At 41.7% G+C, this 25201-nt stretch carries 30 protein-coding genes; 16 read left to right on the top strand and 14 right to left on the bottom strand.

What is annotated here, in order from left to right; translation table 11 throughout:
• Positions 1–24: 24 nt before the first annotated feature.
• The 7 genes from MTF68_RS08470 to MTF68_RS08500 form a co-directional block, all read right to left on the bottom strand.
• Entirely contained in the window at positions 25–1524 is a 1500-nt protein-coding gene (locus tag MTF68_RS08470; RefSeq protein WP_004589085.1) for an RNA polymerase factor sigma-54, read from the bottom strand.
• Between the two features lie 69 nt (positions 1525–1593).
• A complete protein-coding gene (lptB, locus tag MTF68_RS08475; protein ID WP_004589086.1) occupies positions 1594–2319 on the bottom strand; it encodes an LPS export ABC transporter ATP-binding protein in 726 nt (241 codons plus the stop codon).
• Entirely contained in the window at positions 2316–2864 is a 549-nt protein-coding gene (gene lptA, locus MTF68_RS08480) for a lipopolysaccharide transport periplasmic protein LptA (protein ID WP_004589087.1), read from the bottom strand. The genes lptB and lptA overlap by 4 nt, the downstream gene beginning before the upstream one ends.
• Entirely contained in the window at positions 2854–3408 is a 555-nt protein-coding gene (gene lptC / locus MTF68_RS08485) for an LPS export ABC transporter periplasmic protein LptC (protein ID WP_024033332.1), read from the bottom strand. The genes lptA and lptC overlap by 11 nt, the downstream gene beginning before the upstream one ends.
• Entirely contained in the window at positions 3405–3956 is a 552-nt protein-coding gene (kdsC, locus tag MTF68_RS08490; protein WP_096740181.1) for a 3-deoxy-manno-octulosonate-8-phosphatase KdsC, read from the bottom strand. Before kdsC ends, lptC begins: the two co-directional genes overlap by 4 nt.
• Positions 3957–4928: a KpsF/GutQ family sugar-phosphate isomerase gene (locus tag MTF68_RS08495; RefSeq protein WP_004589090.1), complete on the bottom strand. Its 972-nt coding sequence runs from the start codon at positions 4926–4928 to the stop codon at positions 3957–3959.
• Positions 4929–4930: 2 nt separating this feature from the next.
• On the bottom strand, positions 4931–5899 hold the full coding sequence (locus tag MTF68_RS08500; protein WP_004589091.1) for a calcium/sodium antiporter: 969 nt from the start codon (positions 5897–5899) through the stop codon (positions 4931–4933).
• 266 nt (positions 5900–6165) lie between these two features.
• On the opposite strand from MTF68_RS08500, the gene MTF68_RS08505 reads away from it, so the two are divergent.
• Genes MTF68_RS08505 through murA form a run of 7 tightly spaced genes read left to right on the top strand, consistent with a single transcriptional unit; the run spans position 6166 to position 10806 of the window.
• Positions 6166–6957 carry an ATP-binding cassette domain-containing protein gene (locus MTF68_RS08505; protein WP_223230609.1) on the top strand — a complete coding sequence of 264 codons (792 nt, stop codon included), beginning with the start codon at positions 6166–6168 and terminating at the stop codon, positions 6955–6957.
• The gene (mlaE, locus tag MTF68_RS08510; protein WP_024033330.1) at positions 6957–7736 is read left to right on the top strand and encodes a lipid asymmetry maintenance ABC transporter permease subunit MlaE; all 780 of its coding nucleotides are present in this window, start codon (positions 6957–6959) and stop codon (positions 7734–7736) included. Before MTF68_RS08505 ends, mlaE begins: the two co-directional genes overlap by 1 nt.
• Before the next feature lie 13 nt (positions 7737–7749).
• Positions 7750–8298, top strand: a complete 549-nt coding sequence (gene mlaD, locus MTF68_RS08515) for an outer membrane lipid asymmetry maintenance protein MlaD (RefSeq protein ID WP_004589094.1) — start codon at positions 7750–7752, stop codon at positions 8296–8298.
• A gap of 5 nt (positions 8299–8303) precedes the next feature.
• Positions 8304–8984: an ABC transporter substrate-binding protein gene (locus MTF68_RS08520; RefSeq protein WP_248462233.1), complete on the top strand. Its 681-nt coding sequence runs from the start codon at positions 8304–8306 to the stop codon at positions 8982–8984.
• On the top strand, positions 8977–9270 hold the full coding sequence (locus tag MTF68_RS08525; RefSeq protein WP_024033329.1) for an STAS domain-containing protein: 294 nt from the start codon (positions 8977–8979) through the stop codon (positions 9268–9270). Before MTF68_RS08520 ends, MTF68_RS08525 begins: the two co-directional genes overlap by 8 nt.
• A 5-nt stretch (positions 9271–9275) precedes the next feature.
• Positions 9276–9533, top strand: a complete 258-nt coding sequence (locus MTF68_RS08530; RefSeq protein WP_004589097.1) for a BolA family protein — start codon at positions 9276–9278, stop codon at positions 9531–9533.
• A 13-nt stretch (positions 9534–9546) separates the two neighbouring features.
• Positions 9547–10806, top strand: coding sequence for a UDP-N-acetylglucosamine 1-carboxyvinyltransferase (murA, locus tag MTF68_RS08535; protein WP_004589098.1), 1260 nt, complete (start codon positions 9547–9549; stop codon positions 10804–10806).
• A gap of 147 nt (positions 10807–10953) precedes the next feature.
• On the opposite strand, the gene MTF68_RS08540 is transcribed toward murA, so the two are convergent.
• The 3 genes from MTF68_RS08540 to MTF68_RS08550 all read right to left on the bottom strand — a co-directional run bounded on the left by MTF68_RS08540 (position 10954) and on the right by MTF68_RS08550 (position 14082).
• On the bottom strand, positions 10954–12036 hold the full coding sequence (locus tag MTF68_RS08540; protein ID WP_024033328.1) for a trypsin-like peptidase domain-containing protein: 1083 nt from the start codon (positions 12034–12036) through the stop codon (positions 10954–10956).
• Between the two features lie 100 nt (positions 12037–12136).
• Positions 12137–13489 carry a Do family serine endopeptidase gene (locus tag MTF68_RS08545; protein WP_004589100.1) on the bottom strand — a complete coding sequence of 451 codons (1353 nt, stop codon included), beginning with the start codon at positions 13487–13489 and terminating at the stop codon, positions 12137–12139.
• 149 nt (positions 13490–13638) lie between these two features.
• A complete protein-coding gene (locus MTF68_RS08550; protein ID WP_248462234.1) occupies positions 13639–14082 on the bottom strand; it encodes a YhcB family protein in 444 nt (147 codons plus the stop codon).
• 135 nt (positions 14083–14217) lie between these two features.
• Here MTF68_RS08550 and zapE point away from each other — a divergent pair, with 135 nt between their 5' ends.
• The 8 genes from zapE to MTF68_RS08590 all read left to right on the top strand — a co-directional run bounded on the left by zapE (position 14218) and on the right by MTF68_RS08590 (position 20722).
• On the top strand, positions 14218–15306 hold the full coding sequence (gene zapE / locus MTF68_RS08555) for a cell division protein ZapE (protein WP_024033326.1): 1089 nt from the start codon (positions 14218–14220) through the stop codon (positions 15304–15306).
• 285 nt (positions 15307–15591) lie between these two features.
• On the top strand, positions 15592–16020 hold the full coding sequence (rplM, locus tag MTF68_RS08560; protein ID WP_004589103.1) for a 50S ribosomal protein L13: 429 nt from the start codon (positions 15592–15594) through the stop codon (positions 16018–16020).
• An 8-nt stretch (positions 16021–16028) separates the two neighbouring features.
• Positions 16029–16421, top strand: coding sequence for a 30S ribosomal protein S9 (gene rpsI, locus MTF68_RS08565; protein ID WP_024600778.1), 393 nt, complete (start codon positions 16029–16031; stop codon positions 16419–16421).
• Between the two features lie 555 nt (positions 16422–16976).
• On the top strand, positions 16977–17567 hold the full coding sequence (petA, locus tag MTF68_RS08570; protein WP_004589105.1) for a ubiquinol-cytochrome c reductase iron-sulfur subunit: 591 nt from the start codon (positions 16977–16979) through the stop codon (positions 17565–17567).
• Entirely contained in the window at positions 17567–18832 is a 1266-nt protein-coding gene (locus tag MTF68_RS08575; protein WP_004589106.1) for a cytochrome b N-terminal domain-containing protein, read from the top strand. The genes petA and MTF68_RS08575 overlap by 1 nt, the downstream gene beginning before the upstream one ends.
• Complete coding sequence (locus MTF68_RS08580; protein WP_024033324.1) at positions 18829–19578, top strand: cytochrome c1; 750 nt, start codon at positions 18829–18831, stop codon at positions 19576–19578. Before MTF68_RS08575 ends, MTF68_RS08580 begins: the two co-directional genes overlap by 4 nt.
• Positions 19579–19658: 80 nt before the next feature.
• The gene (gene sspA, locus MTF68_RS08585) at positions 19659–20285 is read left to right on the top strand and encodes a stringent starvation protein SspA (protein ID WP_004589108.1); all 627 of its coding nucleotides are present in this window, start codon (positions 19659–19661) and stop codon (positions 20283–20285) included.
• The gene (locus MTF68_RS08590; protein WP_004589109.1) at positions 20285–20722 is read left to right on the top strand and encodes a ClpXP protease specificity-enhancing factor; all 438 of its coding nucleotides are present in this window, start codon (positions 20285–20287) and stop codon (positions 20720–20722) included. The genes sspA and MTF68_RS08590 overlap by 1 nt, the downstream gene beginning before the upstream one ends.
• Before the next feature lie 69 nt (positions 20723–20791).
• Here MTF68_RS08590 and dolP read toward each other — a convergent pair whose 3' ends face one another.
• The 4 genes from dolP to MTF68_RS08610 form a co-directional block, all read right to left on the bottom strand.
• Positions 20792–21358 (bottom strand): division/outer membrane stress-associated lipid-binding lipoprotein, encoded by a 567-nt coding sequence (gene dolP, locus MTF68_RS08595; protein ID WP_004589110.1) that lies wholly within the window; start codon positions 21356–21358, stop codon positions 20792–20794.
• Positions 21351–21944: an SIS domain-containing protein gene (locus MTF68_RS08600; protein WP_004589111.1), complete on the bottom strand. Its 594-nt coding sequence runs from the start codon at positions 21942–21944 to the stop codon at positions 21351–21353. Before MTF68_RS08600 ends, dolP begins: the two co-directional genes overlap by 8 nt.
• Positions 21945–22012: 68 nt before the next feature.
• On the bottom strand, positions 22013–22384 hold the full coding sequence (locus MTF68_RS08605; RefSeq protein ID WP_248462235.1) for a YraN family protein: 372 nt from the start codon (positions 22382–22384) through the stop codon (positions 22013–22015).
• Between the two features lie 12 nt (positions 22385–22396).
• Positions 22397–24280: a penicillin-binding protein activator gene (locus MTF68_RS08610; protein ID WP_248462236.1), complete on the bottom strand. Its 1884-nt coding sequence runs from the start codon at positions 24278–24280 to the stop codon at positions 22397–22399.
• Positions 24281–24341: 61 nt separating this feature from the next.
• Here MTF68_RS08610 and rsmI point away from each other — a divergent pair, with 61 nt between their 5' ends.
• On the top strand, positions 24342–25199 hold the full coding sequence (gene rsmI, locus MTF68_RS08615) for a 16S rRNA (cytidine(1402)-2'-O)-methyltransferase (RefSeq protein ID WP_024033320.1): 858 nt from the start codon (positions 24342–24344) through the stop codon (positions 25197–25199).
• The last annotated feature ends 2 nt before the right edge of the window (positions 25200–25201 follow it).

Raw genomic sequence — 25201 nt, forward strand, 5'->3', positions numbered from 1 at the left:
CATTTCCTCTTTGTTTTTTACGTCTTATATCAAACTCTTTCTCTGATTTGACGGTGGAATAGCTAGCGATTCACGGTATTTTGCTATTGTGCGTCTAGCTACTTTAATTCCTTGCTCTGCCAATATATCCGCAATTTTACTATCACTCAATGGTTTAGCTGAGTTTTCCGCGGCAATTAGCTTTTTAATTAGGGCACGTATTGCGGTTGATGAACACTCTCCGCCGTTTTCAGTGCTTACGTGGCTTGAGAAAAAATACTTAAGCTCAAAAATACCACGTGGCGTATGCATATATTTTTGCGTAGTAACACGCGAAATTGTCGATTCATGCATTTCTACCATTTCAGCAACATCGTTTAAAACCATTGGCTTCATGGCTTCTGGGCCATGTTCAAAAAATGCTTGTTGCTGTTTTACAATACAGTTTGTTACTTTGAGCAGCGTGTCGTTTCTGCTTTCAAGGCTTTTTATAAACCATTTAGCTTCTTGTAAGTGAGAGCGAATAAATTGGCTATCACCACTTGATTTTACGGTACGTGACATAGCCGCGTACTGACTATTTACGCGTATTTTTGGCATGCTATCTGGGTTTAGCTCTACCACCCAGCGGCCTTTTATTTTTTTAACCGACACATCCGGTATTACATACTCTGACTCTTCCCTTACTATTGTATCTGCAGGTTTTGGGTTGAGGGTATGTATTAGGGTCATGACCTCTTTAAGCTCGTCTTCTTTAAGCTTAGTCTTTTTCATTAATGTACGATAGTCGCGTGCCGCTAATAGATCAATGTGATCGGTTAAGATCATTTTAGTTTGTTCTATAAAAGGGGTGTCTTTATCAAACTGGTTTAGCTGAATACACAAGCACTCTTGTAAACTGCGCGCGGCTATACCTACAGGGTCAAATAGCTGAATACGTTTTAAAACGGCTTCTATTTCATCAAGTTCAACTTCAACTTCGTCATCGTTTTCTTGGTTAAAGCTTTCTAAAATTTCTTCGCAACTTAGCGTTAAAATACCCGAGTCATCTACAGCTTCTACAATGGCAATAGCAATGGCTTCGTCAGTTGGGCTAAAAGGAGTAAGCTGAAGCTGCCACATTAAATACTCATGTAGCGTTTCAGTAGAGGCACCTTGATAAATAGACTCATCTTCTGGCATTGGGCCTGAGGATGCCGCAGGGGCTGCGCTCATGTACTCATCCCAAGTTACATCCATTGCCATATCATCGCTAACGGTGTCTTTATTTAAAGCTTCGCCACTGTCTTGCTCGTACTCGCTGGTTGTATCGTCAGCCGATGCGCTTACGGTTACATCATCCGTATCTGCTTTTTGTTCATTTTTTCCAGCCGACTCTTCCGTGTAATCTTGCTCTTCTACTTCTAATAGCGGGTTGCTATCAAGTGCTTCTTGTATTTCTTGCTGGAGATCCAATGTACTGAGCTGCAGCAAGCGAATCGCTTGTTGCAATTGTGGAGTCATTGTAAGTTGCTGGCCCATGCGCAGCTGTAATGATTGCCTCATGTATCTCTAACAATCCTTTTATGTTGTTATAATTAATATTAGCAGATGCTTGTAGGTGTGGCTTAAATGTTACAGCCTAAATTGCTCGCCTAAATAAACATCGCGTACAGTTTTGTCATTTAATACGTGTTCTGGGGTGCCAGATGCAATTAGCTCCCCATGAGAAACAATGTAGGCTTTTTCACAAACATCAAGGGTTTCTCTTACATTGTGATCGGTAATTAATACGCCAATGCCACGGTTTTTAAGATGTTCTATTATTTTCTTTATATCTAACACTGAAATCGGATCAACACCAGCAAAAGGCTCATCCAATAAAATAAATTTAGGGTTAGCTGCCAGTGCTCTGGCAATTTCTACACGGCGGCGTTCACCACCAGAAAGCGCCATACCTTGGCTATCGCGAATATGCTGAATACTAAATTCATCAAGTAAGTTGTTAAGCGTTTCTTCTCGCGCGGCTTTATTGAGCTCTTTACGCGTTTCTAAAATAGCCATTAGGTTTTGATAAACTGTCAGCTTTCTAAATATTGATGACTCTTGCGGCAAATAGCCAATGCCTAAACGGGCGCGGCTGTGCATAGGTAATAACGTAATGTCGTTATCATCAATAGAAATTTTACCTTTGTCGCTAGGTACTAACCCTACAATCATGTAAAAGGTGGTGGTTTTACCTGCGCCATTAGGGCCCAATAAGCCAACAATGCTGCCGGCTTCCACTTCAAGGCCTACATTTTTTACAACTTGGCGGCCTTTATAGCTTTTTGCTAATAGTTCTGCTTTTAAGGTGCTCATGGTTGACCTTCGTTACCTGTTTTTTCTTTAATTTTTGCTTCAACAGGCACTAAAATTGTGTGGACACGATCCGTAGAGTTTTCGTCTTTTTCTGCGCTAATAAGCTGCTGCTGCATATCGTAGGTAATACTTTTAGCATTAATTTTTTGACCGGCTTGTGCGACTTCAGCATCGCCAACAAGCGTTAAAAAGCGCTTTGCTACGTCGTAACGTACTTCGTTTGCACTGGCACTCATTACGGTACCGTCGTCTTGTTTTTCTTCGAAGTAGGCTGGGCTGCCAGTGGCAATAAGGAGTTGTTTGTTATCCCCTAAGTCTTCACGTTTATGTACTTCGAGTCGGTCGGCTGTAATTTTGCGATTACCATGCACAATTTCGACGTTCTTTTCAAAAATACCTACGTTTTCTTTAAGTTGGCCTTCTTGACGGTCTGCACTAATAGAAATTTGATTTGCTGGCGGTTGAGCAGCAGGCTCAGCAGCAGAGGCGCTAAATGCAAGCATTAGCGATGGGATAATAAGTATTTTAGTGAGTTTATTGGTCATAATATATTGTTCGCGTATGGTTAATTAGTTTTATTACTTCGGTTTTTAAATCGGCTTCAAGGCCTTTACCGACAATTTTTAAATTAGGCCCAGTGACAACCACTGGCTGCTCAGAGCGCATTGTTAGCGCTTTAATGTCGACTTCGATGTTATCGGCATTGATGTTATCTATCATGGCGTTATCAACTAAATTTTTAGCAACCACATTGCCTTCTAAAATAAGTTGTTTATCTTCGTAAAGCGTTGCTTCGTCTGCATTTATTCGCCATGTTTGTTTTTCGTTATATAAAGTAAAAATAGGTTTTTCAAAAAATGTAAAACCAAGCTGTTGGTACAGCTCCATTTTAGCCGCTGTGACTTTATGGCTTATTTTGCCTTGCTCGTCATAGGCTGTTTGCTTAAGCTCTATAGCGGTGTAATCGGGCTTTGCAATTACTTCAGGTTCTTGCTCTAGCGCTACATTGGTTTGGGTAAAATAAGGGTACCAAAGCCAAACCATACAGCCGATGAATAACGCACTGAGTATAACGCGTGCTGCATTCATGAACTGGTGCCTTGTGTTGTAAGCGTTATGCCATTCTCTAGCATAAGTAAGTCTGTGAGCTCTCTAACGGCGCCAAAGCCGCCAGGCATTTGCGTAGTGTAATGCGATAAGCGCTTAATAAGCGGGTGCGCATCGTTTACTGCAACGGCAAAGCCAACGCGCTCCATTACTGGCATGTCAGGGCCATCGTCGCCAATGTAGGCTATTTGTTCATCAGTTAACTTTAAAGTGTTTTTGAGTTCTTGATAAGCAATAAGTTTGTCTTCTTGGCCTTGATAAATGTGCTGCACGGTTAAGCTGCTCATGCGAGTTTGTACTATTTCTGAGTGACGCCCCGTAATGACCGCAACTTCAAAACCGCTATTGATCAGCGCTTTAATGCCAAAACCATCTTTTGTATTAAATGCTTTTAATTCTTCGCCATGGTTACCGAGGTAAATTCGGCCATCAGAAAATACACCATCAATGTCGCATATGAGTAGTTTTACTTTTTTGGCGCGTGCTTTGGCATCATCGCTTAGCGGTTGATAGAGATCTTCAAATTGCATTTATAATACTCCTGCTTTTAAGAGGTCTTGCATATTTAAGGCGCCTATTGGCTGGTTTTTATCATTGACCACAATTAAACCATTAATACGTTTGTTTTCCATTATGTTTAGGGCTTCAGCTGCAAGTATATCGGCCGTGGCGGTTGTGCATGACTTGGTCATAACCTGGCTAATAGCGGTGCTATGTATATCAACTCTTTGCTCTAAAATACGGCGTAAGTCACCGTCGGTAAAAAGGCCGGCAAGCTGTTGATTGTTATCTACAATAGCGGTCATGCCCAGCCCTTTGGCTGACATTTCTATTAACGCGTCTTTAATTGTTTGCGTTACACCTATAATAGGGGTGTTTGTGCCGCTGTGCATTACATCTTTTAAAGTGAGCAACAATCGCTTACCTAAACTGCCGCCAGGGTGAGAGAGTGCAAAGTCATCGGCGGTAAAGCCGCGTGCTTCTAAAAGCGCAACCGCCATTGCATCACCCATCGCTAAAGTGGCAGTGGTGCTTGCAGTAGGCGCTAAACCTAATAAACACGCTTCTTGTTCTACTTTTATGCATACGTGCACATCGGCAAGTGTTGCCATAGTAGAGAGCGGGTTACCCGTCATCGATATTATTTTTGCACCAAGGCGTTTAAGCACCGGAATAATATTAAGTACTTCGCTGGTTTCGCCCGAGTTTGATATAAGCATAACCACGTCATTTTTGGTTATCATGCCTAAATCACCATGGCTTGCTTCGCCTGGGTGAACAAAAAAAGCAGGGCTGCCTGTACTTGCAAGGGTAGCAGCAATTTTATTACCAATATGGCCTGATTTACCCATGCCAATAACAATAATGCGGCCTTGGCAATCAAACATGAGCTGACACGCACTATGAAAGTTTTCGTCAACATATTGTGTAATATCAGCAAGCGCTTGGCGTTCAATGTTTAATACGCGTAAACCTTGCTCTATAAAATTTAGTTGTGCCATTGTTACCCTACTTGACTAAAAATATAACCTTGGTACGCCAAAAATGCGATGAGTAATAGGCCACCTTCTACTCTATTGATACGCTGAGAACCTCTAAAGTTCAATGACATAATAATAAGCGCAAGCGTAGCACCTAACATAATAAGTATGTCGCGGTTTGCAAGTGACGGGTCAACCACTGATGGGTTAATAATACCTGCAAGCGGTAATACCGCTAAAATATTAAATATATTTGAGCCCACAATATTACCTAGGGCTAAATCATCTTCGTTTTTAAGTACACCCGCTACAGAAGCTGCAAGTTCAGGCAAGCTTGTGCCAATGGCGATAATGGTTAAGCCAATAACTAAGTCGCTTAAACCAAAGTATTTAGCAATATCGACTGCTGAACCAACTAAAAAGTGTGAGCTAACAGGCAATAAAACCATGCCGACAATTAGCCATAAAACGGCTTTTTTAGTTGGTACATCGTTAGGAACCTCATCGCAGGCTTCTGAAACAAAAGGGTCATCTTGATTTTTGGCGCGCAAAGAAACCACAATCAAGCCACCAATAAACACAGCAAATGCGACTAGCAACGCCACCCCTTCGGTGAGCGAGAAGTAGTTGTCTGAAAATACATACCACGTAGCCAAGGATACCAGCATAACAAGCGGCATTTCGCGTTTTAAAGTGCTTGATGACACACTCAAAGGGCGTAGCAGCGCAGTAATACCTAACACAAGTAAGATGTTTGTTATATTTGAACCTACGGCGTTACCGACCGCTGTGTCGGTTTTATTTGCCAAAGCAGCCGAGGCCGATACCATCATTTCAGGGGCCGAAGAACCCATAGCAACAACCGTTAAGCCAACAATTAAAGTAGGGACTCCAAAGTTTTTAGCAAGCGCTGCCGCACCGTATACAAATCGGTCGGCGCTCCACACAAGTGCAGCAAAACCAAGAATTAAAATAACAAACGAGGTAACCATTATGTTAAGCCAGATGTTCAAAATACAGATGGCGCGAATAGTAACAAAAGCCAACATGAAAGTATAAGCAAAAGAGCAGGGTCTACTATTGCAGTGCGTGAATTTTATGCGCTTAAGCAAAGGTTAAGGCAATTTACTTCAGCCTTAGAGCGCTTTTTGTAGGCGTATTACAAAATCTTACGAATTGTTTTTTCCATCTTGGCTAAAAAACCCTTAAAATAGGAGCACGAGTGAACATTGTTACGGAGAGCGACTTGTCGCAATCAATAGTAGAAGTCAAGGATGTTAGCTTTTCGCGAGGCGATAGAACCATATATAAAAATATGAGTTTTAGTGTTCCTAAAGGTAAGATAACAGCGATTATGGGGCCAAGCGGAATTGGCAAAACCACAATGCTACGCTTAATTGGTGGGCAGCTTAAGCCTGACGCCGGCGATATTTTATTCGAAGGTGGCAGTATTCCTAGTATGTCGCGTAAAGAGTTATATGCGGCACGAACCAAAATGAGCATGCTGTTTCAAAGCGGTGCGTTATTTACTGATATGTCGGTATTTGACAACATTGCATTTCCTCTGCGAGAGCACACCAAGTTAAGTGAAGCGTTAATTAAACTAGTCGTATTAATGAAACTGCAAGCGGTGGGTTTACGCGGTGCTAAAGATTTAATGCCTTCTGAGCTTTCTGGCGGTATGGCCAGACGAGCAGCACTTGCACGTGCTATTGCACTGGACCCAGAACTTATTATGTATGATGAGCCTTTTGCCGGCCAAGACCCAATATCTATGGGCGTATTGGTAAAGCTTATTAAGTCGTTAAATGAAGTGCTAGGTTTATCATCCCTTATTGTAACCCACGATGTGACGGAGGTAATGAGTATTGCCGATCACGTTATTATTATTGCCGATCAAGGCGTAATAGGGGCAGGGACACCGGATGAAATGCGTAATCATGAATCTCCATTAGTACAGCAGTTTTTAAAAGGGTTATCGGATGGGCCTGTGCCATTTCATTATCCTGCACAAACGTATGCTGATGAGCTGTTAGGAGAAAACGCTTAATGTTGGATTTATTTCAAAAGTTAGGTCATAAAACGCTTGGGCGTTTTGCTGCATTAGGGCGCTCTGCCAACATGCTTTTTAATGCATTGTGGAATGTACCTAACTTTAAAAAAGGCACACCGCTGTTAGTGCGCCAACTTTATATGGTTGGTTCGCAATCATTATTAATTATTATGGTGTCGGGTTTGTTTATTGGTATGGTGCTTGCGCTGCAAGGTTACACTGTATTGGTTGGCTATGGCGCCGAAGACAGCCTAGGCCCATTAGTTGCGCTTAGTTTATTACGCGAACTAGGCCCTGTGGTTACAGCGCTATTATTTGCTGGGCGCGCTGGAAGTGCGCTAACGGCAGAAATAGGCTTAATGAAAGCCACCGAGCAACTCTCTTCACTCGAAATGATGGCCATTGACCCTCTCAAGCGCATTATTGCACCGCGCTTTTGGGCAGGTTTTATTAGTATGCCATTGCTTGCACTTATTTTTTCTGCGGTTGCTATTATCGGTGCTCATTTAGTTGGGGTTGATTGGTTAGGCGTAGATACCGGCAGCTTTTGGTCGATAATGCAATCGCAAGTATCGTTTCAAGAAGATGTATTAAACGGCATGATCAAAAGTTTTGTATTTGCCATGGTAGTGACCTGGATTGCGCTTTATAAGGGCTACGACTGTATCCCAACCTCAGAAGGGATCAGTAAAGCAACAACAGAAACAGTCGTACACTCATCACTGGCAGTATTAGGGTTTGACTTTATTTTGACAGCGGTAATGTTTACCAGCTAATAGGGTATAGATAATGAATTCACGGAAATTAGAGATTTTAGTCGGCTTTTTTGTCGCATTAGGCATTTTAGCGTTTGCAATGTTAGCACTTAAAGTGGCTAATTCGGGTATTAGCGGGTCGGGCGAAACCTACACGCTAAATGCAAAGTTTGAAAATATCGGCTCACTTAAAGCGCGTGCACCGGTAAAAGTAGGCGGTGTAGTGATAGGCCGTGTTGAATCTATTTATGTACACCCACAGGAGTTTTTGCCTGTGGTAAATATGACGATAGATGCACAGTATTTATGTCGTTTTTCAGACACTAGCTCAATCTCAATTTTAACATCGGGTATTTTAGGGGAGCAGTACTTAGGTATTCACCCTGTTATTTCTCCTAATGCAGCAGAGCAGCGCTGTTTAGGTGAAACAGTAACCGAAAACGCACAAGATCAAGCAATCGATGAGTTATTTGGCGTAGAGAGCAAAGCGTTAGGTGATGGTGATTCAATCACAGATACTAAGTCTGCACTTGTTTTAGAAGAGTTAATTGGGCAGTTTTTATTCAACCAAGGTAGTGAGTAATTATTATGTTGAAACAGTTTTTAGCCGTTATTGCACTTAGTGCAACCCTAGCTGTGCAAAGTGTTAGCGCAGCCGAAGTTAAACTGACAGATCCTAACAAGATGGTGCGTCAGGTAGCAGAGCATACATTTGAGCGCATTAAAAAAGATCAACCGCTTATCACTAAAGATAAAGAGCACCTTCGTGTTATTGTAGAAGAAGAGCTGATGCCTTACATAGACTACAAATATGCAGCACTTCGTGTGTTGGGTAGTGAAGTGTCTAAAGTGCGTGCAATTACCGATGAAGCCGAAAAAGCCAAAGCAATTAAAGATATCCAAGAATTTATTGGCGCGTTTAGAGGCTATTTAGTTGCTACTTACGCGGGGGTATTTACTCAATACACTGACCAACATGTAGAATTTGGCGCAGAGCAGCCATTTAAAGGCAAAGATGTAGTTGTAGTAAAAACTAAAATTACAGAAGATGGCAAGCCTGACATAAAAATTGATTTTAAAGTGCGTGAAGATCGCAGCGGCGAGTGGCGCGCATACGATATGATTGCAGAAGGAATTAGCTTACTCGATGCAAAACAAAGTGAGCTACAAGGTATTTTACGCCAGCAAGGTATTGCACACGTAAGCAAATTACTAGAGCAAAAGAGCCAGTTACCTGTGCAATTTAGAGGCAACAACAGCAATGACTAAATTGGCAATTAGCCAAGTAGATGAGCAGCACTATAGGGTAAGTGGTGAACTTACCCGCAGCTCAATTGGCAATGAACAGCTTCTGAACGCCAAGTCATTAAGTAAGCATAAAACCATCTATTTTGACCTTTGTGAGGTAATGAGGGTTGACACAGCGGGCTTAGCTTGGTTAATTCACTCTTTTGCTGAATTTAAGCAACAGGGCACACGCCTTGAATTGCAAAATCCACCTGAGCAATTGCAAAATTTAATGCAGTTGGGTCAGGTAACAACTTTATTTGAGTGAGAGTTATGGAAACTAGCCAAGTCGAAACATTATTACGCGACGAACTTCAATTATCTGAAGTAAAAGTAAAAGCCAATGGTAGCCATTATGAAGTAATTGCAGTAGGTGAGTGCTTTGACGGTTTAAGCCGCGTTAAAAAGCAACAGCTAGTTTATGGCCCATTAATGAATACTATTTCAGACGGTACAATTCACGCTGTATCAATTCGTGCATTTACGCCAACTGAGTGGAAGCGTGAACAAAAATTTATTTTACCTCAATAGTTAAGGCCTCTTAATGGATCAGTTTGTAATTCAAGGTGGCACTTCACTTGCGGGTGAAGTAACTATTTCTGGCGCTAAAAATGCCGCATTACCAATTTTGTTTGCCGCACTGCTTGCCGATGGTAAAAGTACATTTACGAATGTTCCTCGCCTTCGCGATATTGTGACCACTGAGGCGCTTTTAAGCACCTTAGGCGCAACTGTTAATTGGCAAGGCGATACACTGTATATTGATGGCGCAACCGTTAATAAAACGCTTGCTCCTTATGATTTAGTTAAGCAAATGCGTGCCTCTGTTTTGGCGCTTGGGCCTTTAGTGGCGCGTTTTGGTGAGGCGCAGGTATCGCTACCTGGCGGCTGTGCTATAGGTGCACGCCCGGTTGATATACATATTCAAGGTTTAGAGCGCATGGGCGCACAAATAAACGTTGAAAACGGTTATATCAATGCAAAGGTAGAAGGTCGCCTTAAAGGCGCTGAAATTTTCATGGAAATGGTCAGTGTTGGCGCAACCGAAAACTTACTAATGGCCGCAGCACTTGCCGATGGTAAAACGGTGCTTGAAAACGCAGCACGCGAGCCCGAAATTATTGACCTGGCCAATTGCCTAATTGCTATGGGTGCAAAAATTACTGGTGCAGGTACAAGCCGTATAGAAATTGATGGCGTAGAGCGTTTAGGCGGCTGTGAGCACAGCATTTTACCTGACCGCATTGAAACAGGCACTTTTTTAGTTGCAGCAGCGATGGCTGCAGGCGAAGTACTTTGTAAAAAAACAGATTTTCATTCACTTGAGCCTGTTATTGAAAAATTACGTGCCGCGAATGCATTAGTTGAAGTAAACGATGACAGCATTTATTTAGATATGCGTAATCGTGAGCTCAAAGCCGTAAATATTAAAACCATGCCACACCCTGGTTTTCCAACCGACATGCAAGCGCAGTTCACCGCGTTAAATGTAGTGGCTAATGGTAGTGCAACAATTACCGAAACCATTTTTGAAAACCGCTTTATGCACGTACCAGAGTTACAACGCATGGGCGCTAATATTCGTTTAGAAGGGCACACCGCTATTTGTGGTGAAACGCAAAGTTTAAGTGGCGCACAAGTAATGGCAACCGATTTACGCGCCTCTGCAAGCTTAATTTTAACTGGTATTGTGGCGCAAGGTGAAACGGTAGTCGATCGTATTTACCACGTAGACCGAGGCTATCAACGCATTGAGGATAAACTTAGTGGCTTAGGTGCCAATATTAAGCGCAGAAGTAGCTAATACCCATTCGCAATAATATTTATTTGTTTTGAGGTGAGAGCACACTTGCTTCTTAATTAAGTGCGCTGAGTTAAACACCGTTTACTTTAGACATAAAAAAAGGTCGGATACGCGTATTGCTATCCGACCTTTTTATTGCCATTTTGGTTAGAGTTTAGTTTCGAGCTCTGCAACTCTAACCATTATTTTTTCTACTTTACCGTTTCGGTACAGCTCAAATTCTATTTCTTTACCGGGCTGTGTATTGCCTATTTTTTCGAGTACTTTTTGCGGGTTAGCGACACTTAACCCTGCAATTTTAATAACGATGTCTTGCTCTTCAATGCCAGCTTGCCATGCAGGACCTAATGGGTCTAAATTGGTGATGCGCATACCTGCAACCTCAGTAAGACTGTCGTTTACCTCTTTGCCCGTGCTATCTACAGCGGTGCCTTCAAAGCCTAAATAGCCACGTACTACACGGCCATGGCGTATTAGCTTTGCCATTACTTCTTTGGCGAGCGAATAGGGAACAGCAAAAAATATTCCTTGGATATTTAGGTTTTCACGGGTTTTAAACTGCGCAGACGTGATTCCTACTAAGTCCCCATTTGAATTAACCAAAGCACCGCCAGAGTTACCTACATTTATAGCTGCATCCATTTGCAGTAAATTGTTATAAGGGCTATCGGTAATTTTTTGTTTACCGGTGGCACTAATTATACCCTGGGTGATGGTTTGCCCTAAATTGAGTGGGTTACCAATGGCCAGCACTACATCACCTACACTGGTGGTGTAATTATCGTTTACGGGGATCACCGGCAGGTGGTCGGCGTTAATTTTTAATAATGCTAAATCGGTAATGGTGTCAAAGCCAATTAACTGCACATCAAAAAAGCGTCGGCCATCGGTTAATATAACCAAGATTTGATCTGCATTATTTATAACGTGGTAGTTAGTTAATATGTAGCCGTCTTGCGCCATAATTACGCCAGAGCCAAGCTCTTGAACGGTGTTTTGTTGCTTATAGCGAGGCTCTTTAGAAATGCTTTCTGAAAAAATAGTTACTACCGACGGTGCAGCACGTTTAACCGCGTCAGCAAAACTAAGGTGATTCGAGCTCATAGCACTGGGCAAGGGAACATTAGGGAGTAAAGAGGCGCGCATATTAGGGCTGAAAAAAACCACTAAAAAAGCGATACCTAAACCGACAAACAAAGGGGGAAGTACAAATTTTAGTAATTTCAGCACGAGATTCTTATTGTTAGTGAGCAATTCTTTATGATGGCACAAAAAAAATAACAGCGGCAAGTGCTGCTGTTATTTTTATTGCTTATTTATAACGTGTTACTTATTGGATAAGTACAAAGATAGACTCTCTGCCACGTTTAACGCCAAGTACAATATTACCTTGGGTATCTTCGATAATTTTGTTCATTTGACGAATGTTTTCTACACGTTGGCGGTTAACTTGAACAATCACATCACCTTCTTCAAGACCAACACGTGCAGAAGGAGAGCGCGGATCTACTGTGGCGACTTCAATACCTTTAGTGCCATTTTTTTGCACGTTTTCAAGCGTCGCACCTTGGAATGCAGGATGCAGTTCATCGCCTGCGGCGGTTACACCCGATGCACCATCAAGCGTTACTTTAATGGTTTTTACTTTGCCATCGCGGTAAATACCTAATTTAACTTCGCGTCCTTCACCTAATGTTGCTATTTTACTGCGCAGCTCGTGGAAGCCACTAATATCGCTGCCATTAATACTAATAATAACATCGCCAGCTTTAATACCTGCTTTGCTTGCTGCGGTATCATCCATTACTTGCATAACGTAAGCACCTTGTTTAACGTCAAGTTGCTGTGCTTTTGCAAGGCCTGCATCAAGTGGGCGGCCAGAAATACCCAGTGAGCCACGGCGTACTTCGCCATGTTCAATAATTTGGTCGACTAAGTTTTTCATCATATTTGATGGAATGGCAAAGCCAATACCAACATTTCCACCCGAGGCACCTAAAATAGCAGTATTAATACCAATGAGTTCGCCATTTAGGTTAACTAAAGCGCCTCCTGAGTTACCTTGGTTAATAGCTGCATCGGTTTGAATAAAGTCTTCGTAGCCTTCAATATTTAAACCACTACGCCCTAATGCACTTACAATGCCCGAGGTTACTGTATGGCTTAAACCAAATGGATTACCAATTGCTACTGCAAAGTCGCCGACGCGCAATTTATCTGAATTTGCCAGTTTAACTTCGGTTAAGTCATCTGCATCTATTTGTAATAGCGCAATATCAGACTCTTTATCGGTACCAATTTTGGTGGCTTCAAATTCACGGCCGTCTTCTAGCGTTACCACCATTTTTTCGGCATCTTGAATTACGTGGTTATTTGTTACTACATAGCCTTCGTCGGCATCAATAATAACCCCTGAGCCTAAACCACTAAATTGGCGCTTTTGACTACGTGGCTGAGGGTTACCAAAAAAGTATTCAAGCGGGTCTGCACGGCGGCGCACTTCTTTTGAGCCAGAAACTTGAATGCTCACAACGCCAGGGGTAATTTGCTCAAGCATAGGCGCAAGTGTGGGTAATTGTTGGCCGTTCACTGCAATAGGCAGTTTTGCATAAGAGGCCATTGGGCTTAGTAATAAGCTTGTAGATAAGATTGCAGCACTAATAAGTGATAATTTCATTTTCATAGTCAGGGTGTACTCCACATCACAGGAAAAGCAAAAAGGCTGCATAAGCAGCCTTTTCGAATTTAAATATAAAGCTGTTACATTTAAAGACTATGGGGTCAAAAAAAAGTTCCTCAAGATAGCACTAACATTTTAGCGTGCTCAGTGTTTTAAGAAGCTTTAGCAGGTTTTGTATCGCCATTTTGCCCTGCAAATAAACCAGACTCACCCGAGACGTAATCGGCAGGTTGTGCTTGTGCAGATGAACGGTCAACCTCGCGCTCTTTTAAAGACGCTTGTAATTGCTCTGTTGTTTCTTTAGAGAAAAACGGCTCGCTAGGCGCTTTGTTTTTATCATTAAGTAAGAGTTGATTGGTTTCTTCAACATGGCTGAGTAGTTGGTCGTAGTTTTCTTTCATTTTATTCACAAGCTTACCTGTGCTTGCTAAATGATCGGCCACATCTTGGCGATACTGCTCAAGCGCGTTTTGTGCTTGCTCGGCTTGTTCTTTTAATTCATCTTGCTTAAATTGCTTTTTAGTAACGAATGCACCAACAAAAAATGCCACTACAGCAGTAATAATAATTAAACCTACCCACGTAACTGTGCCCATAACTTCACCCCTTTGGGAAAAAATATCTAATAATGCCTGATTCAAATATAAATCATCCTGTGGGTAATATACCCCGAGTTAAGATGCGTGTTAATATGTTGTGCAAATTAAACTGTGTTTAAAATGTAATTAGATATGACTCCTTGGCAAACTTACCAGCAAGATCTTAAGCGCGATGACTTTGTACATGACCAAGCACAAGAAAATGCAGTGCGCCATTTACAACGTTTATACGATGACCTCACAAATAAAAAACCACAGCAACAAGGCTTTTTTGCAAAGTTGTTTAATAAAAGCGAACCTGAACCAATCAAAGGGCTTTATTTTTGGGGCGGTGTAGGGCGTGGTAAAACCTATTTAGTAGATACCTTTTACGAAGCGCTGCCAGGTGAGCGTAAAATGCGCGTGCATTTTCATCGCTTTATGCACCGAGTTCACGATGAACTAAAAAAGCTAAATAATAAAAGTAATCCACTGGAAATTGTTGCCGACATATTTAAAGCCGAAACCGATATCATCTGTTTTGATGAATTCTTTGTTCAAGATATTACAGATGCCATGTTACTCGGCGGCTTAATGCAGGCATTATTTGCACGCAATATAGTATTAGTCGCCACCTCTAATATAGTGCCTGATGATTTATATAAAAACGGCTTACAGCGTGCGCGTTTTATTCCGGCCATTGAACTGGTAAAAGCGAACACAGAAATAGTAAATGTAGACTCTGGTATTGATTATCGCTTGCGTACACTTGAGCAAGCCGAAATATTTCACAGCCCGTTAGATGAGCAAGCCGATAAAAACTTATTTGAATATTTTGATAAGCTATCGCCAGAGGCGGGGGAGCTTGATCAACCCATAGAAATAGAAGGGCGCTTAATCAACACACGCAAAGTGGCTAAGTGTGTAGTGATGTTTGAATTTAGCGAATTGTGCGAAACCGCACGTAGCCAAGTCGACTACATGGAAATTAGCCGCTTATATAACACTGTTATTATTTCTAATGTTAAACAGCTTGGACAAAATAATGATGATGCAGCTAGGCGCTTTATCGCTTTAGTGGATGAGTTTTACGAGCGACATGTAACATTAATCATTTCGGCTGAAAAACCGATCACGCAGCTTTATACCCAAGGTAATCTTAACTTTGAATTTAAGCGCTGTATTAGCCGCCTGCAAGAAATGCAGTCTTTAGAGTATTTAGCAAAAGAGCATTTAGCATAGCGCTAATACGACTGTATCGACTCTTTAAAGTGGCCTTATTGTTGTTTTTATAGAAATGCATAAATTTTTGTAATTTTCTTGTGGAAAAAACAACCGCTCGGTAGCAATGTGTTTTAAGTGCTGGTATACTCCCGCGTCTGCCACGTTGCGTTCTATGTCCTCATATAGTTTAGCCACTTGTGAGCGGCGCTAAAGTCTAAAACTCGAAGGGGTTATAGCATACTTAGAGCGGTAGTTAATAATAACTGCCTGTGGTTTTAATTGAAAAACATTGGATTTTTATAAATGAAAACGTTTGTTGCTAAACCAGAAACAGTAAAACGTGACTGGTACGTAGTTGACGCTGAAGGTAAAACTTTAGGTCGCATCGCTACTGAAATCGCTCATCGCCTACGCGGTAAGCACAAAGCTGAATACACTCCACACGTAGATACTGGTGATTACATCATCGTTATCAACGCTGAGAAAGTTACTGTAACTGGTAACAAATTCAAAGATAAAGTGTACTACGCTCATACTGGTTTCCCAGGTGGTCTTAAGTCTACTACTTTTGATAAACTTCAAGCTGCAAAGCCTGAAATGATCATCGAAAAAGCTGTTAAAGGCATGTTGCCACGTGGTCCTTTAGGCCGCGCTATGTACCGTAAACTTAAAGTTTACGCAGGTACTGAGCACAACCATGCTGCACAACAGCCTCAGGTTCTAGACATTTAAGGAGCACTATCATGGCAAATCAATACTACGGTACAGGTCGTCGTAAAAGTTCAAGTGCTCGCGTATTCTTACGCCCAGGCACTGGTAACATCGTAATCAACAAGCGCTCTTTAGAAGAGTACTTTGGTCGCGAAACAGCACGCATGGTTGTTCGTCAAGCTCTTGAGCTTGTTGACATGACTGAAAAATTTGACCTTCACATCACCGTTGCTGGTGGTGGTACAACTGGTCAAGCTGGTGCTATCCGTCACGGTATCACTCGTGCACTTATGGAGTTTGACGAGTCATTACGTCCACAACTTCGTAAAGCAGGTTTTGTTACACGTGATGCACGTAAAGTTGAACGTAAGAAAGTGGGTCTTAAGAAAGCGCGTAAGCGTCCACAGTTCTCAAAACGTTAATTTTTACGTTATCAAGAATTCAAAAACCCAGCTTATGCTGGGTTTTTTGTTTTTGGCATTAAAATTTAAGTACTTACCTACCTCAAGCCCGCTTTTTTAAGGCTAGGCGCTGATCATATTTTATAAATACTGCGTATTTAATGTACGAAAGCTTTAAAATACCCATTTCGCTGCAAAAAAGTTAAATAATTATCGCAATTAGTGTAAATCCATCAGTTAATTGGTGGAATTTTTTGCTACAATTGGCTGGCAAGTAGTATGAGCAAGTTCAACATCACCATGTACAGTTTATCTGTTTCCTCGTAGTGGGGTTGATCTTGGTCAGTATATTGTTTTTACAGAAGCGCTATTATAGTCATTCGGCTTTATTCTCGAGCTTACTTTATCAAACTATTGATCAAGTCGGGTTATTCGAGCGTGAGGCTGTGAATAACCTTGTTTTAATCAAGGGTTTTAATTATGATCGCTTCTATTTTAAAAATTTCGAAAAATTAACCTGCTGTAACTGATGTTCTCAATATAGCAAGTGTTGAGAATCATAGTGGAGATAAGTGGATGAGCAATGCGCCTGTAGACAATGGCCGACGTCGCTTTTTAACCATAGCTACCTCTGTTGTAGGTGGTGTTGGTGCGGCTGGGGCTGCTGTTCCTTTTATTGCGTCTTGGAATCCAAGTGAGCGAGCTAAATCTGCGGGTGCGCCTGTAGAAGTAGATATCAGCAAACTTGAGCCAGGACAATTAATACGTGTCGAGTGGCGTGGTAAACCTGTATGGGTTGTATCACGTACCCCTAAAATGCTTGAGCAGATGAAAGAACATGAAGGTCAACTTCGTGATCCGCAATCGCAAGAGCCACAACAACTAGAATCATCAACAAATGATTACCGTTCATTACGCCCAGAGATTTTTGTCGCTGTTGGTATTTGTACGCATTTAGGGTGTTCTCCAGGCTTTTTCCAAGGTAACTTTAGTGAAAAAGTTGAAGGGACAGATGATGGTTTTTACTGTCCATGTCACGGTTCTAAATTTGATATGGCTGGGCGAGTATTTCAATCAGTTCCTGCACCATTGAACTTAGAAGTACCACCTTATACTTTTCTTGATGAAACCACTATTTTAGTGGGCGAAGAAAAAGGGGTAGCCTAATGTTTGGTAAAATTGTTAGTTGGATTGACGACCGTATCCCAATGACACGTGTTTGGAACATGCACATTGCACAGTATCCAGCACCTAAAAACTTTAACTTCTGGTACTTTTTTGGCTCGCTAGCCATGTTAGTACTAGTAAACCAAATACTTACTGGTATTTGGTTAACGATGAACTTTGTTCCCTCTTCTGAAGGCGCTTTCGCATCAGTAGAGTACATCATGCGTGATGTTGAATACGGTTGGTTATTACGTTATTTACACTCAACGGGTGCATCTGCGTTTTTCATCGTTGTTTATATGCATATGTTCCGTGGCATGATCTACGGCTCTTACCAAAAACCACGTGAATTACTGTGGTTGTTCGGTATGTTTATTTTCTTAGCATTAATGGCTGAAGCCTTCATGGGTTACTTACTACCATGGGGTCAAATGTCGTTCTGGGGTGCGCAGGTAATCATTTCGTTATTCGGGGCTATTCCGGTAATTGGTGATGACTTAACACTTTGGATCCGTGGTGACTACGTAATATCGGGTGCAACGCTTAACCGCTTCTTTGCATTACACGTTATTGCACTACCATTGGTTATTGTAATTTTAGTGTTCTTACACATTGTTGCGCTACACGAAGTGGGCTCTAACAACCCTGACGGTGTTGAAATAAAACGCAAAAAAGGCACTGTGGCTGAAGAAGATAAGTCTAAATTTAAATTCCATGAGTATTACACCGACAAAAAAGACATTGTTGATGCGATACCGTTCCACCCGTACTACACAGTAAAAGATATTGTGGGCGTGGTTGGTTTCTTAATCTTGTTCTGTTGGGTTGTATTCTTTATGCCTGCGATGAATGGTTTCTTCCTAGAAGCGCCAAACTTTGAAGCAGCAAACCCACTTAAAACGCCAGAGCACATTTTCCCAGTTTGGTACTTTACGCCATTCTATGCAATCTTACGTGCAATCCCTGATAAGCTTATCGGTGTTGCGGCAATGGGTGCGTCAATTGTGGTACTCGCATTGTTACCGTGGATTGACCGTGGTCGTGTTAAATCGGTTCGTTACCGTTGTGGTTTCCACAAATGGAACATTGCAGGTTTTGTTGTAACTTTCGTTCTTTTAGGTTGGGTGGGTGCAACACCACAAACTGATATGAAAACGATAATTTCTCAAATCTGTACTGTGACTTACTTTATGTTCTTCGTACTGTTATTTATATACAGTAAGAATGAAAAAACTAAGCCATTGCCTGAGAGGTTAACGAAATGATGAAAAAGCTACTTATTGGTGTATTTGCTTTATCAGTAAACTTGCTGCCTAACATGGTTATGGCTGCGGGTCCTTCGGTTCCTCTTATGGAAGCGGGTAACGATATATCTGATCAGCCTTCTTTGCAGCGCGGCGCAAAGTTGTTCATGAACTACTGTCTTGGTTGTCACCAAATGCAGTATCAACGTTATGAACGTACTTTCCGTGATATTGGTATTCCAACCGAGCTTGGCAAAGAGCAATTGATTTTTGATGGTTCAAAAGTAGGTGGCCATATTCTTAACGCTATCGCAAAAGAAGATGCTGCTAAATGGTTTGGTGCGGCTCCGCCGGATTTAACCAATGTGGCGCGTGTGCGTGGCAGTGATTGGATTTACACTTACTTAAAATCGTTTTATAAAGATGAATCTCGTCCGTTTGGCGTAAATAATACGTTATTCCCATCGGTGGGTATGCCACATGTTCTTCAAGAACTACAAGGTTTACCAACACCTATCATTGAAGAAGTTGAACAACATGGTCAAACAGTGACTAAAGTTGTTGGTACTGAAACAGATGGTAAGGGCGAATTAAGCGTTGATGAGTACGATCAAGCGGTTCGTGATTTAACGAATTTCTTAGAGTATGTAGGTGAACCTACACGCCTTGAGTCAGAAGCGTTAGGTATTAAGGTAATTGGATTTTTAGTTATCCTGTTTATCTTGGCATTTATGCTTAAGAAAGAATACTGGAGAGATGTTCATTAATTTGAGCATTTTACAAGGTAATTTTGCAATAGGGGCTTAAGCCCCTATTGCTGTTTTAGTTATTTAATGGAGGTATAGGCATGGCCGTAGCTGCCAATAAGCGCCCTGTAATGACCCTTTTTTCTGGTGCTAACTGTATGTATAGCCACCAAGTACGTATTGTACTTGCAGAAAAAGGTGTAAGTGTAGATATTCATTTGGCTGAAAAGGATAACTTGCCAGAGGCACTTCACGAAATTAACCCTTACGGTACAGTACCCACACTGATTGACCGTGAGCTTGGCTTATATCAGGCAAACATCATCATGGAATACCTTGATGAACGTTTCCCTCATCCTCCACTAATGCCTGTGTATCCGGTAATGCGTGGTCGTAGCCGTTTAATGATGCACCGTATTGATACTGATTGGTACAGCCTTGCTGAAAAAATCATTAACAATACAGCAGATGCTGCACAAGCTCGTAAAGAGTTAACTGAAGCGTTACTTGCAATTGCACCAATCTTTAACGAAGCTCCATACTTTATGAGTGAAGAGTTTAGCTTAGTGGATTGTTATTTAGCACCACTATTATGGCGTTTACCAGAGTTTGGTATTGAGCTTAATGGCTCTGGCGCTAAAGAGCTAAAAGAGTACATGATCCGCTTATTTGAGCGTGAGTCATTCCAAGCTTCTTTAACTGAAGCAGAGCGTGAGATCCGTTTATAATGACGCCTAATCGTCCTTATTTACTACGTGCTTTTTTTGATTGGATCGTAGATAACGACTGCACACCACATTTAGTGGTTGATGCGCAGTACCCAGCAGTACAAGTGCCTACGCAGTTTGTACAAGATGGCCAAATAGTGCTTAATATTAGCCCTTCTGCCGTTACTGGGTTTTCGTTAGATATGGAACAACTAAGCTTTAATGCGCGCTTTGGCGGACAGCCAATGCAAGTATATGTGCCTTTAGGTGCGGTGCTTGCTATTTATGCGCGTGAAAATGGCGAAGGAACAGTCTTTACTGCAGATGAGTTTTTAGAGGACGAAGACGATTTTGCACCTGACCTTGAAAGTGTGGAAACATCAGATGAGATTATTGATGAAACCCCGCCAGAAAAGCCAGAAAAGAAAAAAGGCTCACATTTACGCGTCATCAAGTAACGCTTAAATACAAAAAACCGCTAATTAAGCGGTTTTTTTATGTGCCTTTTAAAAGGCTTTTTATGTATTTTATAAATATTCAAACACTTTAATAACGCGCTCTACACCCGATACATTGCGTGCAATGTTAACCGCTTGGTTAGACTCAGATTCAGATACTAATCCCATTAAAAATACTTCAGCGTTTTCGGTCACTACTTTAATATTATTACTCGGTATATCTTTAGCTGTTAAAAGCTGCGCTTTAACTTTAGAGGTTAGCCACGAATCGTGTGTTTGTGTGGTAATACCAATATTTGAGCCAATTCTAATTTGGTTATGTATTTTACGTATACCTGAGAGCCCCTCAATGCTCTGCTGAGCTTGGTTTTTCATTTCTTGATTGGCAACCTGACCTACCAGTAAAACAATGCCATTAACGCTTATAGCGTCTACATTGGCGAACTTTTCTAGTCGTTCAACTTCACTAAGCGCAATACTGGCTTTAATTTCTATATTATTGTCGTCTATTTGCGATCCAATGGTGCGGCGATCATTTGCTGCTGTTACTGCACCAGCTGTTCCTGCAACCACTGCGGCTGCACAGCCTTGCAGTAAAACAACAGTACCTAAAACAATAAGAGAGCGTTTAAACATAATTTTCATCCTGCGGGAAAAGAGTTAAATCAACCAGTTCACTTAAGCAATGTAAGTTAACTAAGTGAGATTCAATAATGCGGCTAGGGCGCTTAGAAGGCGTGCGAATTTCTACATCATTAGGGCCTAATAAGCCAACGAGTTCTCCACCATCGTCACCTACCATCACTATGACCTTCATATCTTTAGTAAGTGCAGCTTCTACAGCAGAAATAATATGTTTTTCATTGCCATTAATTGCTAACGCAAGCAGTAAGTCGCCTTGTTGTGCAAAGGCACGTACTTGGCGAGCAAAGGTATCATGCTCATCTACTTGGCTACTTTGCCCTAAATTGATATTTTCTTGAGATAGCGCAATAGCAGGTAAACAGGGGCGCTCTGTTTCGTAGTGATTAACTAATACGCCGGCCATGTGCTGCGCTAGCATATGGCAGTTTGCCGTGCCACAGCAAAGGAGTTTGTTACCATTAATTAAACTTTGTGCAATGGTAAATGCCGCAGACTCTAGTGCGCTTGGCAGTACTTCGCCTGCTGCTATTTGTACTTGAATGCTTTCTGTAAAAATTTCTTTAATTGTATCTTGCATAGACTACCAATAATTTATTCGTCATTTTTGTTTGTTGCTGGGCGTTTTACTAATCTGTTTGCGTGTTGTTAAAGTACGCTTTTGATCCAATTTATATTGCCAGAGCCTTCACCTGTAATGGCAACATAGTCGACTCTTATAGGCTGATTAGTTAAGTTTTTTGCTGCCAAGTAGTGATAAATAGTGCGTTTTAATCGTGCTTGTTTTTGTGCGCCAAGGGCATAATTTGCACCGCCTCTCGCATTGTTTTTACGAAACTTAACTTCTACAAATACAAGCGTATCGCCGTGTTTCATAATTACATCAAGCTCACCAAAGGGGCAATAATAATTACGCTCAATAGGCGTAAGCCCTTCATGGGTTAAGTATTTTTCTGCTTGGCGTTCATAGTACTGGCCTTTTTCTCGGCTATTTTGCCACAGCTCTTTAAACCACGACATAGCCGCTCCAGATTAATCAAACGTAAGCGTATTGCTTTCGTTGGCTGATTGCATAAATAAAGGCACGGGCTGCTTTGTTTCTAGCTGTACGGCTTTTATGCGTCTATTTGTGTATTGTGCCCAATCAAGCGTACGCTCTATGTGTCCGCTTGTATTTACCGAAAGCTTTCCACTTAAGCCTGTAAACTTATTACCGGGCATTACACTCAATTGCCTAATGTCGCTTAGCACCGACACGGCATCGTAAGCCATGGCAAATAGGCGTTGGCTTATATCGGCATTTTCAGGCCACAGCGTGTTGTATTGGTTGCGTAAATTATGTTGTTTAACTGTCGCATTAAGCATCCACGGAAGCTCTGTAAAGTAAAGCCCTTCTAAATCGCCTTTATCGGTGCGATCTATTTGTTTACTATGGCTTTTAGAGCTGGCATAAAGCGGGATCCGCTGTGCAAAAGTACTTACATTTACATCTAAATAAGGTTTTATCAGGCGTGTTTCTATAGCGTCGCCTAAAATGTAAATCGCATCAATATCGCTACGAGAGCGGGTTTCACTTTCTACTTCTTGTTTAAATAAAGACTTAACCGTTTTAATACGCTGCTTAGATTTATCAACCTCTAACAAGCTTGTAATTGTGTTTGGCATGTCTTTGTTATCGTTATAAAACCCAATTTGCGGTTTTGTTTCGCTATAGCGCTGCCACTGAATATTAAAGTAATCAACCAAACGCTGACCATTGGCATTATTAGGCGCTAATAACATAGGCTTTTGATAACCTTTAGCTAAAAAGTGCTCCAGCGCTTGCTGCACTTCATGCTCAGGGTTTAAAGCAAAAAAGTAATGTTGCAGCGAGAGTCGCTCACCATCAAATGTATTTAAGTGTAATGTTGGGGTATCAATAAGTGTTTTAGCTTGTGCAAGTTTATCTATATTCGCTTTTAATAATGGCCCAATCACAAAGTCTGGATTAAATTGGCTCAGCTGCTCGCTTAGCACTTGGGTTGAAAGGTTCTCATCTATAAAAACAGTGTCGCTAATAGTTTGCTTATCAAGCCCTGCCAAAATGCCGGCCTTTAGGGCGTCACCTAAACGCTCATTTGCGCCTGATTGCGGTAAAAGTACAGCTAAACGCTCTATATTAACTGGTGCTAGGTCGGCTAGGGCTTCATCTTGCTCGGGTAAAATAGCTACGGCAGGGTGCCCAGGGTAGCGACGGCGCCAATTATTGACGGCTTGGTCAAGCTCTACACCGCTATTTGCATATACCTGGTGGTATAAAGCTAAGTTAGTCCAACCTTGTTGTATAACAGAGCCACGATTAAAGCGCTCCAGCGCATAAGAAGACAGCTTTGTTAAGTTATCCCACAGCGCACTTTGTAGAGCAGGGATCTCAATATTGTTTTTATTCGCAGTTTCTGAGGCTCTAAAAAAATAAGGTGCGGCGCGCTTAGGAAAGTTTTGCGATGCATATATGCTAGCAGTTAAATATTGATGCCAAGCAAAGTGTTCAGGCTGTTTAAGTTGGCCATCGAGCGATTGCAAAATAACAAGCGCTTGGTCGTTTTTATTTTGCTGCTTTTGTGCATAAGCAATGTATAAGCGGTTCTGAATTTTATCTACACTTGGGGTTTGCTCAAGCTCATTACAAATGTTTTCAAGTAACGGCCAGCTTTGCTCCGAAATAGCCGCATCACGCGCACTATAAAGCAATTGAATTTTGTCGGCACCGGTACGATTAAGCGCTAATTTATAAATAGCATCGGCACTGGTTGCTTGATTTTGCAGCGCATTCGCACTGGTGTTAATGCTATCGCTATTTTTAGTTGGTTTTTCGGTTGTGCTACAGGCCGATAACCCTGACAATATAATTAATAGACTAACAAGTTTAAGTCGCACAATGATTTCCCAATACGTTAACGCGATTTGCTTATATTACTGACTGACGCAGGAGACCTCAATGTTAAATGAGGAGAATTCACAGAAAATTGGCACTCTTTACATTGTTGCCACCCCAATTGGCAATTTTGACGACTTAAGCCAGCGTGCCATCGCGACATTATCGCAAGTTGACTTAATCGCTGCTGAAGACACGCGCCACACCGGTAAGCTATTAAGCCACTTTGGTATAAAGGCTAAAACCTTTGCATTACATGACCATAACGAAAAACAAAAAGCGCAGCAGATTATTGATTGGCTAAACGAAGGCAAAAATATCGCGCTAGTTTCAGATGCCGGCACGCCGCTGATAAGCGACCCAGGTTATGCCGTTGTAAACCTGTGCCGCGAGCAAGGCGCGCATGTAACACCCGTGCCCGGTGCGTGTGCTGCTATTACTGCAGTGTGTTGCTCAGGCCTGCCAACAGATCGCTTTCAGTTTATTGGCTTTACACCGGCTAAAAGTAAAGCCCGCCAAGACTTTTTCATAGAAGCTGTAAACTCAAGCATTACCAGCATAATGTACGAAAGCACCCACCGTATTATGGCAAGCCTAGATGATTTAGAAGCGGCCTTAGGTAGTGAGCAACAAGTGGTATTTGCAAAAGAGCTAACCAAAACCTTTGAAACCTTTTTTAATGGTAGCGTAAGTGAGTTAAAGCAATTTTTAACTGATGACCCAACCAAGCAACGCGGCGAAATAGTGCTCATGTTGCCAGGTAAACCCAAGCAAGTAGACGATATACCGCCAGAGGCGCGTAAAATGCTGGCGCTACTTGAAAGCGAAATGCCGATGAAAAAAGCCTGTGGTATTGTTGCTGAATACTTTGGAATGAAGAAAAACGCCCTGTATAAAACAATTATTGACGAAAAAGAGTAAAT

This window comes from Pseudoalteromonas sp. 2CM37A, assembly GCF_023161885.1.
Taxonomy (GTDB): domain Bacteria; phylum Pseudomonadota; class Gammaproteobacteria; order Enterobacterales; family Alteromonadaceae; genus Pseudoalteromonas; species Pseudoalteromonas atlantica.